The following is a 13,099-nucleotide window of genomic DNA, read 5'->3' on the forward strand; positions in this document are numbered from 1 at the left end:
TTGAGTAGTGCTCGCCCGCCGCCTCACTCTTTGAGCGAACCAAGAGTGAGGCCGCGGACCAGATGCCGTTGAACCAGAAGAATGAAGATGAAGCCGGGCAGGATCGCCGCCGTACCGAGCGCCGAGATGAAGCCCCATTCCGAACCCGTCGAGGTGACGAAGGTGGTGATCTTGACCGGGACGGTGCGGATGATCGTGGTGAGGAAGAGCGACAGCAGGAATTCCGTCCACGAGAAGATGAAGCACAGCACCGCCGCCGCCGCGACACCGCCGCGCACCATCGGCAGCACCACCTTGTGGAAGGTCTGCCAGCGCGTGGCGCCATCGATCATCGCCGCCTCGTCGACGTCCTTGGGCACATCGTCGAAGAAGGATTTGAGCAACAGCACCGCGATCGGCAGGTTCATCAGCGAGTGGATGATGATGAGGCCGATATAGCCCAAGAAAAGATTGTCGGTGTCGCGCATGCCGGCGACCTTGTACATGCCGACCAGCGGCACGATGATCGCGATCGGCGGAAGGAAGCGCTGGCCGAGCACCCAGTTGAGATAGCCGTCGCGGCCCTTGAAGCGCATGCGCGACAGGGCATAGGCGGCAAGCGTCGCGATGATGATGGTGAGCACCGTCGAGCCGACCGCGATGATGATCGAATCGACGATGGTCTGGCGCGAATCATAGGAGCTGGTGCCGCCGACACCGAAGGTCGAGCCGCTTTCGATGGCGATCTCGGCGCGCGACCAGCCGAGGAGGACGACGGCATAGTTGATCAGCGTCGGCACGAAGTCGAAAACGACGACCTTGTCCTTGTTGAAGATCGCATACATCGGCTTGATCGACGTCAAGGCCCACCAGAACAGCGGAAACATGAAGACGCCGACGGTGAGGACGGCGGCGATATCGCGCAAGGTGCGTTTGGCGAAGGACTGTTCCATTAGAGCTTCACCCGGAAAATCTTCATGAACAGGGTCGAGGCGATGATCACCAGCACCAGCGTGATGAGCGACAGCGTCGAGGCATAGGGGAAATCGCCGTTGAAATAGATGCGGCCGGCATAGGAGGTGAGCGTCTCGGTGGCGGTGCCGGGGCCCGAATCCGTCATCACTTTCACATAATCGAAGATGCGGAAGAGATCGATGCCACGGATGAGGACGGCGATGGCGATCACCTTCGACATCATCGGCAGCGTCAGCTTGAAGAAGGCCTGGACCGCCGTGGCACCGTCGATCGCCGCCGCCTCGAAAGGCTCTTTCGGCAGCGATCTGAGGCCCGCCAGCATGATCAGCACCATGAAGGGCGTCCATTGCCAGATATCGGCGAGGAGCACGCCCGCGAGCGCCGTCGAGCTGGTGGCGAGGATCGGGAATTGCGGCGACCACAGGCCGACCGCATAGAGCGAGCGCGACAGCACGCCGAAGGAGCCGTCGAGCATCAGGAGGAACATCATGCCGGTGACGGCCGGCGGCACGACCAGCGGCAAGGTCATAAGCGCGCGCAAGACGCCATAGCCTTTGCGGTCGGTATCGAGCAGGAGCGCGATCAGGAGGCCGAGGACGAGCTGGATGACGAGCGCGACGCCCGTATAGAGCAGCGTCGTTGCGACCGCGTCCCAGACGCGCTGATCGCCAAGCGCCTTGGCCCAGTTGTGGTCGGGGTCGAAGACATTGAGCCGGGTAACGGGATTGCGCTTATGCAGCGACAGCCACAGCGCATAGAGCAGCGGATAGATGCCGAAGATGGTCATCAGCGCCGCGGCCGGCAGAAGCCAGGGCAAGGGATGCTCGGAAGTGAGCCAGCGCCAGCGCGGCATCGGCAGGTCCGAAGGACGATCGCGTGGGACCACCGCCTCGCTCATCGGGCGTTCCCAGCGGAAATCGTCTCGGCCGCCCGGCATGCGGTCATCAGGCTCGAACCTCCCATCTTATCCGGCGACTTGAACTTTTGTAATTTTGCCGGAACAAATGTAACGGCAGTAAACGCGGCAAGGCCGGCGATGTCAATCGCCGATTTTCACGCTCGAAATTTCGATCAAATTCAGAGAGTTAAGGGAACGCGCCCTATTCCGCCGCAGCGAGGAAGCGGGCATCCGCCTGGTCGAGGCGGCGGCGGAGCTGCGTGATGGTGAGCCCGTCATCCGGCACACAGTTCTCATAGGTGAGATAGGCGCCGGCCTTCACCGGCTTCACCACTTTCGCCCTTTCGGCGAGCCCGACCGGGAGGGCATTGGCCTTCCGGGCATCGGCCCAGGTCATGGCCCAGGCGCGATATTGCGTCTCGCCGATCTTGCCCAGGGTCTCGCCCGCCTGGAGGTCGCGCTTGGCGACGGCGATGGCTTCCGCCACCGGGTGATCGAGCGGCACCATGTCGGCCCGCTTATGCAACACCGCATGCGCCGCCGACAGCGGCACTTCGAGGCTCGTCAGATGGTAGGGACGGAACAATGCGAAATAAGGCCCCTTGCCCACCTTCAGATCGATCATGCGCTCGACGACGCGCGGATGGTCGGCCTCGACGATGCAGAAGACGCCGGGCGCCACACCCTTGCCGATCGAATAATCGACGCAGCCTTTCCGGCTGAGCACCCCGCCTTCGGCGCGCGGGACCAGCACTTGGGCGAGTTCATCGCGCGTCGCCTTCGGACCGTGCATGCCGGGAATATCGGGCTTGAGACCGGTCGCATTGGCGATCGCCACCATCTCGACCATCGTTTTCGAGCCATCGACGAACTCGACCAGCATGCGTGCATTCATGTTGCGTTCTTTTGCTTCCGTCTCGTAGTCGGCCGGCACCGCATCGAAATTGAGCGGATTGTTCTTGCCCTTGCCGGCGCAGACGACTCCGAGGCCGAGCGACTGGGCGAAGCCGATGAGCTCGAGTGCGGCGGCCGGCTCATCGCCGGCAGCACCCGTATAGATGACGCCGGCGCGGCGCGCTTCCGCATGCAGGTATCGGCCAATGGTGATGTCGGCCTCGACATTGAGCATCACGATGGGCTTGCCCTGGGCGATCGCCGCCAGCGCGAAACCAGCACCGGTTTCGGGATTTCCCGTCGCATCGATCACCACATCGATGCGCCCTGCCTTCACCAATGCCTCGAGATCCTGGGTGATGGCGATCTTGTTCGCCTCGATGAGACGGTCGATGTCTTGAGCGGTCTTCGCCTCGGCGAAATTTTCCGGATCATGGCCGGCAAGTGCCAGCGCCGCCTTGGCGCGCGAACCGGTGATCTCGGAAATGGCGCCGAGCCTCAGTCCCGGCATGCGGGCGAGCTGCACCACGAGATCGGTGCCCATTTGCCCGGCACCGGCGAGGCCGACGGTGACGGGTCCTTTCGTCTCCGCATGCCGGCGCAATTCCAGCGCCAGCGACGACACATTGGCGATCACTTCGACTTGTCCTTGGCCTTCTTCGACTTGCCCTTTTTCGGCTTGGGCGCATCGCGGCGTGTCGGCGCGATCACCGCCAGCGCCTCGCCGGATTTGAGCTCAGTGGTCTGCTTGCCATAGGTCTTGAACCGCGCCAGCACCGTCTTCATCTGGGCATCCGACAGGATGACCGGCTTGCCGGCAAGGCTCGCCGCCCAATATTGCTGGCACAGGGTCTCGATCTCGCCCGCGAGCCACAGCGCTTTGTCGAGATTGGGACCGAAGGCGATCTGGCCGTGATTGGCGAGGAGGCAGGCGGTGCGGTCCTTCAAGGCCGCCAGCATCGTATCGGACAGTGCCTGCGTGCCGAACTCGGCATAGTCGCTCACCCGCAAGGTGGAGCCGCCGGTGACGCCGATCATATAGTGGAATGGCGGAATGTCCTTGCGCAGGGTCGCGAGCGCCGTCGCATAGATCGAATGCGTATGCACGATGGCGCCCGCCTCGGGGCGCGCCTTGAAGATGTCCATATGCATGCGCCATTCGGTCGAGGGCAGGTATTTGCCGTAATAGCCGCCGTCGAGATCCATCTCGACAATGTGCTCGGCGTCCATCACGTCATAGGGGATGCCGGAGGCGGTGATGACGAAGCCCTTCTCGGTGCGGGCGCTGACATTGCCCGATGTGCCTTGATTGATGCCCATCTCATTCATCCGGCGGCAGACCCAGATGATCTTCTTCTTGAGATCGGCATATTTAGTCTTCGACATTCGCTGCTCCTTCAAAATCGCGCGGGACCCTACAGCCGGAAAGTCGAAAGGTCCAGAAAATGCACGGGGCGGCCTCTTGACATTCTCCCATATATGAGAAAAATTCTCGAAAATGGAAGAAGCAGAAATCACCGACGCCTCGATCGACCGGCGCATCTCCGAACGTCTCAAGGACCTGCGCCTGGAGCGCGGCTGGTCGCTGGACGATCTCGCCGGAAAGAGCGGCGTCAGCCGCGCCACCTTGTCGCGACTGGAGAATTCCGCCATCAGCCCGACCACCGGCATGCTGAGCAAACTGTGCGCCGCCTATGGCCTGACCATGTCGCGGCTCATGCATATGGCGGAAGGCGATTTCGCACCGCTGGTGCGCCGCGCGGCGCAAGGTCTATGGGCGGATGCTCAATTGAGCTTCAAGCGCCGCGCCGTATCGCCGCCGGCGCGCACGCTCGCCGGCGAGGTCATCGAAGGGGAGATCGGCCCCGGCACGCGCATCGCTTACGATCATGTGCCGAAGCCCGGCCTCGAGCATCATCTCCTGCTGCTCGAGGGCCAGCTCGAGATCACCGTCGGCGGTCAAAGCTACGAGCTCAAGCCCGGCGACTGCCTGCGTTATCAGCTCTTCGGCCCGAGCGCTTTCGCCACGCCGAAGAAGACCTCCGCCCGCTATCTCATCTTCATGGTCTAGGGACATGACACGGTCCACCACTCTGGCGCTCCTCGCTGCGGACGATATCGAACGGCATATCGAAGGCTTGAGCGCGCTCATCCATGCCTGCGTCCATGACGGCGCCAGCATCGGTTTCATCCTGCCCTATTCGATAGCCGACAGCGCCGCCTTCTGGCGCGACAAGGTGCGCCCAGCGGTGCGCGACGGCGGACGCCTGCTTCTCGTCGCCAAACAGGACGGCCGAATCGTCGGATCGGTGCAGCTCGATTACGACACGCCGGCCAATCAGCCGCACCGCGCCGAGATCCGCAAATTGCTGGTCCATCCCGATTTCCGTCGCCAGGGCATTGCGCGCGAATTGATGGCCGAGATCGAGCGCCGGGCCGCTCAGCTCAAGCGCAGCCTCCTTACCCTCGACACCCGCACCGGCGACAGCGCCGAGCCGCTTTATCGCTCGCTCGGCTATCAGACGACCGGCATCATTCCGGGCTATTGCCGCGACACTTTCACCGATCGTCTCGATGCGACGACAATCATGTACAAAGCGCTTTAGCGAACCCGGCCCGGCAAATAGAACCAGTTCCAGCCGATCGGGCAGGGGTAGCCCGGATCAACGCGGTCGGTGGCGATGTCGTAGCGCATATATTGCGAGTCGCGGAAGAAATAGACCTTCCCATTCGGCCACACGATGGCCGAGTCGACCCGATCGCTCCACAGGCCCGGCCAGTTGCCGGCGATAGGCAGCGGATATCCGTCATCGACCCGATCCGCGGCGATGTCATAGCGCAGATAGGTCGAGCCGCGGAAAAAGTAGGCTTTGCCATTGGGCCAGATCACCGCGGCATCGATCTTGCCCGAGCCCAAGCCCGGCCAGTTTGCCGCCGTGGACTGGGGATATCCCGGATCCACCTTATCCGTGGCAATGTCGAAACGCATATACTCACTGTCGCGGAAGAAATAGGCTTTGCCGTTGGGCCAGACTATCCCCGCATCTATGCGGTCCGTCCACAGGCCTCGCCAGTTGCCGGAGATCGGCAAGGGATAACCCGGATCGACACGGTCCGACGGGTTGTCGTAGCGCATGTATCTGGAGCCTTGGAAGAAATAGGCCTTGCCATTGGGCCAGAACACCGACGCATCGACCTTACCCCACCACAGGAACGGCCAGTTCTCGGCGATCGCTTTCGGATAGCCGCCATCGACGCGGTCCGCGGCGATGTCGTAGCGCATATACTGCCATCCGCGGAAGAAATAGGCCTTGCCATTGGGCCACACGATGGCGCCATTGATGGCGTCGCCCCACAGGCCGGGCCAGTTGCCGGCGATCGGCAACGGATATCCGGGATCGACGCGATCGGCGGCGATGTCGTAGCGCATGTACTGGCCGTCGCGGAAGAAATAGGCCTTGCCGTTGGTGGGCCAGACGATAGCGGCATCGATGCGGTCGCCCCACAAACCCGGCCAATTGCCGGCGATGGGCTTGGGATATCCATCATCGACCCGATCCGTGGCGATGTCGTAGCGCATGTACATATTGTCTTTGAAGAAATATGCCTTGCCGTTCGGCCAGACGATCCCCGAATCCACGCGGTCCGTCCACAGGCCGGGCCAGTTGCCGGCGATCGGCTTGGGATAGCCTTCGTCAACCCGATCATTGGCAATGTCATAGCGATAGTACTTCCCCGCGACGAAGAAATAGGCCTTGCCGTTGTTGGGCCACACCACCGGCGCGGTCAGCATCCGGTCGGCCAGGGTCTCGACCATGTATTCGTGATTGTCGGCGTTGTTGATGGCGCCGGCGGGATTTGTCAAAGCGAGGTTTCGCGCCGCGGCCTGGCCGTAGGCCGTGTCACCGGTCCCGGCAACGGCGTGACTCCATTCATGCACGAATGTGCCGAACTTCGAATCGATGCCGGTTTTCGGCGCATTGAACCAGCCGCCGCACAGATAGACGGTGTCGGAGCCGGCATAGGTATAGGCAAAATCGCCCGGCGAGCAGTCATCCGGCGTGAGGTCATAGGTATGAGGCGTCACCAACCGCGCCCTTATTGCGGAATAGTGATCGCGGATCGTCTGGTAGCGGGCGGCGTTGTCGGCACCGAACCATTCGGTATAGAGCGCATTGTCGGTCCGGCTGTTCCAACTCGCGAGCTCGGCCAGGGTGGAGTCGACCCAGGCCACGGCATTCTGATCGGCGTCGAAGACGTCCCAATGCACGGGTGGAATGTTCAGATCGAAGGTCAGGCCGCCGAGCTTGTGCATCACGTCCTGATCGATGGTGAGCTCGGATGCGGACAGGTCGCGGGTGAAATCGCTCGCATCGCGGCGTGGACGCGCGCCCTGACGCCGGCGGGCCTTTTGACCGTCCGTGAGGCGCGCCTCGCCGTCCGGCAGAAGCTCGAAGCTCCATGAGAGTGGTTCAAGCGCGAAGCCCTCATGCTCGATCCTGCGGCGCGCGGTGAAGCGGCTGTCGGCTTGGCGGATGGCATCGCGAAACCGGACGTGAAGGGTGACGGTATAGATGCCGGGCTCATCGAAGGCAAAGGCTGTCGACAGATCGAGCTCTTCGGCAATTCTTTGCCGCGGCGTGATCCTGCGATATGCGACCTCGGTCGGCTCTCCCCGTTTCACCAGGCGGCCATCATAGGGAACGACACGGTCGCCGAAGCGGACCTCGATGAAGTTGCCCACACCGTGCTCGAAAGGTGTCTCCCAGCTGAGCAGCGCATAATCGTCGTCACTCTCATTAACGAGCTCGTATTTGAGGATGATGGGCTCCCCTCGCCGATAGGCTCGCTCCATGGATATCGATTGCCGGAAGTGCTCGCGCATGGCCTCATCTCCTGAATTCCGCCGTCGTTGGGTCAAAATTTGCCGGAGAGCGACTTACGGATGGCTTACGCACGAGCAACAAGGGCTCTAACCGATTGACGCTCGCCGCTTTTTCGGCTCACCTCTCCAGCTCAGGGGGAGGAACCATGGCCGAGGAACTGCGTGGCATTGCCGTTGTCGATGTCGGAGCGACGAACAGCAAGATTGTCCTGTTCGATTCCGCCGGCAAGGTCCTGGCCGAGCGCAAGACCTCGAGCCGGCATGTTGCCGGGCCGCTTTATCCGCATCTCGATCCGAAGCCCCTCGTCGCCTTCTGCGCCAAGCATCTGCCCGATCTCGACGGCATCATGCCGATCGATGTGGTCGTACCCGCCGCTCATGGCGCCGCCATTGCCTGTCTGGATGGCGAAGGCAAGCTCGCGCTGCCGGTCATGGATTACATGGCCGAGCCGCCGGCGGACATCATCGAGTCCTATCGCAAGACCGAGCCGCCCTTCTCCGAGGTCTTCTCACCGCTTCTGCCCATGGCGCTGACCCATGGCATGCAGCTCTTCTGGCAGGAAGAGGACTTCCCTGAGCAATTCGCCAAGGTCAGGACGATCCTGCCCTGGATCCAGTATGTCGGCCATCTCCTGAGCGGCAAGCCGGTGATCGAGATCGCTTCGATGTCGTGCCAGTCGCAGCTCATGGATGTACGCGACAACAGCTTTTCCTCGCTCGCCAGGTTGCGCGGCTGGGACAAGCTCTTCGCGCGCTGGGCGAAGGCCTGGGAAGTGATCGGCAGACTCAAGCCGCAATTCCGCAAAGACGGCTTTCGCGGCCGCGGCAAGGTCCTGGCCGGCATCCACGATTCGAGCGGCAACTACTTGCGCTATCTGGCGGGAGGACGGAAGCATTTCACCCTGCTGTCGACCGGCACCTGGATCATCGGCTTCGACACCGATACCGGCATCACCGAGCTCGATCCGCAGCGCGACACGGTGACCAACACCGATATCTTCGGCAAGCCCATTGCCTGCTGCCGCTTCATGGGCGGGCGCGAATATGAAGTCCTGTCGCGCGGCGCGTCCGCGGAAGCCGCGAGCTTCAAGGCGCTGGGCAGCCTCGTCGCGCAAGGGACTTTCGCATTGCCCTCCTTCACCGATTCGGGCGGGCCAATGCCGGGAACCGGCAATAAAGGCCATGTGAAGGGACCGGCGCCGGCCGGCGAAGAGGAGCGCTCGACACTCGCAGCACTTTATTGCGCGCTGATGGTCGATCGCTCGCTGGCGGCGGTGAAATCCAGAGGCGACATCATTGTCGACGGCCCCTTTGCCAAGAACCCGGTCTTCCTCTCGGTGCTCGCCTCCCTGCGTCAGCCGCAGACGGTTCTCGCCTCGCAATTGCGCGACGGCACCACCGCCGGCGCTATGGCGCTGGCACTCATGACGGAGAGCGGCGAGATCCCAAGGCTCGATCTCGATCTCGACGAGGTGGCGCCGCTCGCCCCCGAAGCCATCGTCGACTATGCCGTCAAATGGCGGCAGATGACGGGCGAAACGAACGGCGGCTAGTTACGCCCTATTCCCCTTGATCATATCCGCCGCCTTTTCCGCCATGGCGATGGTCGGCGCATTGGTGTTGGACGAGACGAGCCGCGGCATGATCGATGAGTCGCACAGGCGTAAGCCGTCGATGCCGCGCACCCGCAGGTTCGAAGGCTCGACCACCGCCATCGCATCGACGCCCATCTTGCAGGTGCCGACCGGGTGATAGGCCGAGCGCGCCACCTGGCGGGCGAAATTGCGGTAATCGGCTTTCGTGCGGCACTCATCGCCGGGCAGATGCTGGCGCGCCACATATTTGCTGAAGGCGCGCGTGCGGCCGATCTCGCAGGAGATTTCGATCGCATCGCCGGCGCGCTCGAGGTCGTAAGATTCGGCGAAGGAATTGGGATCGACGACCGGCGGATCGAGCGGATTGCTGCTTTTGAGCGCGACGAAGCCGCGCGAGCGCGGGCGCAGATGATAGGAATTGAGCGTCGCGCCATTGCCGCCTGGGACCGTGCCGACACCTTCCTCGACGCCGGCGCCGGGAAGGAAGTGGAACTGCAGGTCGGGCGACTTCTCGCGCCGGTCGCTCCACCAGAAGGCGCCGCCTTCGACCAGACTCGAGGCCACCGGCCCCGAGCGCGTCAAAAGATACTGGACGCCGGCCACTGCCTGCCAATGGAGCTTCTTGTATTTGTCGTAGGAGTGCGGCCCATTGAGCTGCCACACGATGTCGCTCGCCATGTGGTCCTGCAGGTTTTGCCCGACGCCCGGCAGATCATTCTGCACCGTGATGCCGAGGCTCTCGAGATGGACGGCAGGTCCGATGCCGGAGAGCATCAGGAGCTTGGGCGAGCCGATGGCGCCGGCGGTGAGGACGACATCGCGCTCGGCTTCAATGATGACCTCACGCCCGTTCTCGATGAGGGCGACGCCTTTCACGCGGCCCTTCTCGACCACCAGCCTTGTGATGAAAGCATCCGTCTTGACGGTGAGATTGGGGCGCTGACGCGCGGGCCTCAGATAGCCGACCGCGGCGCTGCAGCGGCGCGCCTGGCGGATGGTCATCTGATAGACATTGACCCCTTCCTGATGGCCTGAATTGAAATCGGGATTGAGCGGCATGCCGAATTCCTGGGCGCCCGCGACGAAGGCCTGGGTCATGACATTGGGCTCTTTCAGCGTCGAGACGCCGAGCGGCCCGCCTTGGCCATGCATCTTGCCGTCGAGCCGATCATTGTCTTCCGACTTCACGAAATAGGGCAGAAGTTCCGCCCACGACCAGCCCGTGCAGCCCTCCTCTTTCGCCCAGCCGTCATAGTCTTCAGGCGCGCCCCGCGTATAGACCTGCGCATTGATCGAGCTGCCGCCGCCTAGCACGCGGGCCTGCGGATAGACCATTTCACGGTTGCCGGCATGGCGCGCCGGCGCCGTCCGATAGCCCCAGGTCAAGGGCCCGCCGGTCATCTTGAAGAAGCCGCAGGGCAAATGGATGTAAGGATTGCGATCAGATGGCCCCGCTTCCAGCAGCAGCACCTTCGCATCGGGCATCTCGCTCAGGCGCGCCGCCATCACGCACCCTGCCGAACCGCCGCCGACGATCACATAATCATACATGAGAGGCACCCATCTTTGCCTGTCCCACAAGTAACCAAATGGTGCATTTATGGCAAGCACCTCCAATAGCCAGGAACTCTCACAGAAAGCTGTAGGGATCGACGTCGATGGCGAGCCTGAGCGAGCCTGTCGGCTTCACGGTCGTGAGCCAGGCCCGGATGAAGGCCTGGACATTGATGCCGCGGCGCGCCTTGACCAGATAGCGCCAGCGATAGAGGCCGCGCACCAGATGCAGAGGTGCGGGCGCCGGACCCAGCACATGCACGCCCTCGCCATAGGGCGCGAGCGGCAGCAGCGCCCGGGCGAAGCGCTCGGTCTCATGCCCGTCGCGCCCCGATATGACGATTGCCGCGAGCTGGCCATAGGGCGGAAGCTCCGCCTCCTCCCGCAAATGCTTCTCCTGGGCGAGAAAGCCGTCGCGGTCGCCTTTGGCCAGCGCCTGCATCAGCGGATGTTCCGGCTGATAAGTCTGGATCAGCGCGCGGCCCGGCTTCTCGCCGCGCCCGGCGCGTCCCGCCACTTGCGCCATTTGCGCCCAGCTGCGCTCGCCGGCGCGCGGATCGCCCGAATCGAGTGCCAGATCCGCATCGACGACGCCGACCAGAGTGAGATGCGGGAAATGATGCCCCTTGGCGACGAGCTGCGTGCCGATGACGAGATTGTGGACGCCCTCGGCCACGTCGCGTAGCGCATCCTTGAGCAAGGTGCCTTGCGCGAGATCGCTCGACAGGATGGCGAGGCGTGCTTCCGGAAAGCGCTGTGCCGCCTCCTCGGCGAGCCGTTCGACGCCTGGTCCGCAGGGCACGAGCTTGCCCGGCGTCCCGCATTTGGGACATTCGGGCGGGATCGCCTGGGTGTGACCGCAATGATGGCACATCAGTTGTTTGCGGAAGCGATGCTCGACCAGGGACGCCGCGCAATTGGGACAGTCGATGCGATGGCCGCAGGCGCGGCAGAGCGTCAAGGGCGCATAGCCGCGCCGGTTGAGGAAGAGCAGCGCCTGATCGCCGTTCTTGAGCGTCTCCTCGACCGCTTGCGCCAAAGGCTCCGACAGCCATGAGCCGGATGACAGCGCCAACTGGCGCATGTCGAGGATATGGCTCGGCGGCAATTCGGCTTGGCGGTAGCGCGCATGGAGACGCACATGGCCGTAACGCCCGCGCTCGGCATTGACCAGGCTTTCGAGCGAGGGCGTCGCCGAGGAAAGGACGATCGGGAATTTGCCGAGCGCGCCATAGACGATGGCCATGTCGCGCGCGTGATAGGGGACGCCGTCTTCCTGCTTGTAGGCGCCCTCATGCTCTTCATCGACGACGATGAGGCCGAGCTTCGCCCAGGGCAGGAAGAGAGCAGAGCGCGCGCCGACGACGACCTGCGCCGTTCCTTCCGCCACCGCGCGCCACACACGTTCGCGCTCGCGCGGCCGCATGCCCGAATGCCAGCGCGCCGGCTCGGCGCCGAAGCGGCGCTCGACACGCTGGATGAATTGCTGGGTGAGCGCGATTTCGGGCAGCAGCAGGAGCACCTGGCGGCCGGAAGCGAAGGCCGCGGCCATCGCCTCGAAATAGACTTCCGTCTTGCCGGAGCCGGTGACACCGTCGAGCAGCATCACCTTGTGGCCGCGACGAGTCACGATGGCGCGCAGCTCCTGCGCCGCCGCTTCCTGCTCAGGCGACAGAGCGAGTTTGCCCGCCGCGGGATCGGGCGTCGCAAAGGCGCGGTGCGGCGGCAAGGCGACGGCTTCGAGCGCGCCCGTCTTCGCCAGCGTCTTGACGACGGACGTGCCGACGCCGGCGAGCTCGGCCAGCTCCGATGCCTTGAGCGCCGGGCCCTCGCGCGCGATCTCGAGGATCCGCGCGCGCTGCGGAGTGAGCTTCGCCGGGCGATGGGGTCCGATGCGATAAGCGATCTCGCTGCGCGCTTCGCCAAAGGCGCCCGGCGCCCTGAGGCAGGAGCGCAGCACATTGCCGATGGGCTCGATATAGTAATTCGCCACCCAGTCGATGAAGGCGCGATGCGTGTCGCCGAGCGGCGGCACATCGAATTTCTGCACGATCTCGCGCAAGGTCTTGCCGCCGCCATCACCCGAGCCGATGCGCCAGACGCAGCCGATATAGGACCTTGGCCCGAGCGGCACTTCGACATAGTCGCCGGGCGCCACGGCGAGACCTTGCGGCACCGCATAGGTGTAGGCGCCGGCGAGCGCCAGCGGCAACAGGACTTCGGCGGTTGTCTGGGAATCGGCAGGCATCGGGCCAAGCCTTGCGCCAACTGCCGCAAACGGACAAGCCCATGGCGGAAACGTCGCGTAAAGCCTATATC

General features: G+C 63.5%; 10 protein-coding genes. 3 read left to right on the forward strand and 7 right to left on the reverse strand.

Translation table 11 applies throughout. The annotated features are described in order from the left end of the window. Window positions 1-23: 23 nt before the first annotated feature. From DS839_RS11335 to DS839_RS11350, 4 genes are all read right to left on the reverse strand, one after another. Window positions 24-932, reverse strand: a complete 909-nt coding sequence (locus DS839_RS11335) for a carbohydrate ABC transporter permease (protein ID WP_119270445.1) — start codon at window positions 930-932, stop codon at window positions 24-26. After that, window positions 932-1,891, reverse strand: coding sequence for a carbohydrate ABC transporter permease (locus DS839_RS11340; RefSeq protein WP_368911508.1), 960 nt, complete (start codon window positions 1,889-1,891; stop codon window positions 932-934). The genes DS839_RS11335 and DS839_RS11340 overlap by 1 nt, the downstream gene beginning before the upstream one ends. 163 nt (window positions 1,892-2,054) lie before the next feature. Continuing rightward, complete coding sequence (locus DS839_RS11345; RefSeq protein ID WP_119270794.1) at window positions 2,055-3,380, reverse strand: NAD(P)H-dependent oxidoreductase; 1,326 nt, start codon at window positions 3,378-3,380, stop codon at window positions 2,055-2,057. Beyond that, window positions 3,380-4,132, reverse strand: a complete 753-nt coding sequence (locus tag DS839_RS11350; RefSeq protein ID WP_119270446.1) for a class II aldolase/adducin family protein — start codon at window positions 4,130-4,132, stop codon at window positions 3,380-3,382. Before DS839_RS11350 ends, DS839_RS11345 begins: the two co-directional genes overlap by 1 nt. Before the next feature lie 112 nt (window positions 4,133-4,244). Between DS839_RS11350 and DS839_RS11355 the strand changes: the two genes are divergently transcribed. Together DS839_RS11355 and DS839_RS11360 are read left to right on the forward strand one after the other, a co-directional pair. Further along, a complete protein-coding gene (locus DS839_RS11355; RefSeq protein WP_119270447.1) occupies window positions 4,245-4,817 on the forward strand; it encodes a helix-turn-helix domain-containing protein in 573 nt (190 codons plus the stop codon). A 4-nt stretch (window positions 4,818-4,821) separates the two neighbouring features. Further along, the gene (locus DS839_RS11360) at window positions 4,822-5,352 is read left to right on the forward strand and encodes a GNAT family N-acetyltransferase (RefSeq protein ID WP_119270448.1); all 531 of its coding nucleotides are present in this window, start codon (window positions 4,822-4,824) and stop codon (window positions 5,350-5,352) included. On the opposite strand, the gene DS839_RS11365 is transcribed toward DS839_RS11360, so the two are convergent. Continuing rightward, window positions 5,349-7,631, reverse strand: coding sequence for a hemopexin repeat-containing protein (locus DS839_RS11365; protein ID WP_119270449.1), 2,283 nt, complete (start codon window positions 7,629-7,631; stop codon window positions 5,349-5,351). The genes DS839_RS11360 and DS839_RS11365 overlap by 4 nt on opposite strands. 146 nt (window positions 7,632-7,777) lie before the next feature. Here DS839_RS11365 and DS839_RS11370 point away from each other — a divergent pair, with 146 nt between their 5' ends. Next, window positions 7,778-9,184, forward strand: coding sequence for an FGGY-family carbohydrate kinase (locus tag DS839_RS11370; protein WP_119270450.1), 1,407 nt, complete (start codon window positions 7,778-7,780; stop codon window positions 9,182-9,184). Here the strand turns inward: DS839_RS11370 and DS839_RS11375 are convergent, their stop codons facing one another. Together DS839_RS11375 and DS839_RS11380 are read right to left on the reverse strand one after the other, a co-directional pair. Beyond that, window positions 9,185-10,777 carry a GMC family oxidoreductase gene (locus DS839_RS11375; RefSeq protein ID WP_119270451.1) on the reverse strand — a complete coding sequence of 531 codons (1,593 nt, stop codon included), beginning with the start codon at window positions 10,775-10,777 and terminating at the stop codon, window positions 9,185-9,187. Window positions 10,778-10,856: 79 nt separating this feature from the next. Then, complete coding sequence (locus DS839_RS11380; RefSeq protein ID WP_119270452.1) at window positions 10,857-13,028, reverse strand: primosomal protein N'; 2,172 nt, start codon at window positions 13,026-13,028, stop codon at window positions 10,857-10,859. Window positions 13,029-13,099: the final 71 nt, after the last annotated feature.

Source organism: Taklimakanibacter deserti (assembly GCA_003574785.1).

Coding starts and splice junctions, on each gene's coding strand:
- DS839_RS11340 (WP_368911508.1), bottom strand. CDS start 1,891: ATGCCGGGCGGCCGAGACGATTTCCGCTGGGAACGCCCGATGAGCGAG.
- DS839_RS11380 (WP_119270452.1), bottom strand. CDS start 13,028: ATGCCTGCCGATTCCCAGACAACCGCCGAAGTCCTGTTGCCGCTGGCG.
- DS839_RS11335 (WP_119270445.1), bottom strand. CDS start 932: ATGGAACAGTCCTTCGCCAAACGCACCTTGCGCGATATCGCCGCCGTC.
- DS839_RS11370 (WP_119270450.1), top strand. CDS start 7,778: ATGGCCGAGGAACTGCGTGGCATTGCCGTTGTCGATGTCGGAGCGACG.
- DS839_RS11375 (WP_119270451.1), bottom strand. CDS start 10,777: ATGTATGATTATGTGATCGTCGGCGGCGGTTCGGCAGGGTGCGTGATG.
- DS839_RS11355 (WP_119270447.1), top strand. CDS start 4,245: ATGGAAGAAGCAGAAATCACCGACGCCTCGATCGACCGGCGCATCTCC.
- DS839_RS11350 (WP_119270446.1), bottom strand. CDS start 4,132: ATGTCGAAGACTAAATATGCCGATCTCAAGAAGAAGATCATCTGGGTC.
- DS839_RS11365 (WP_119270449.1), bottom strand. CDS start 7,631: ATGCGCGAGCACTTCCGGCAATCGATATCCATGGAGCGAGCCTATCGG.
- DS839_RS11360 (WP_119270448.1), top strand. CDS start 4,822: ATGACACGGTCCACCACTCTGGCGCTCCTCGCTGCGGACGATATCGAA.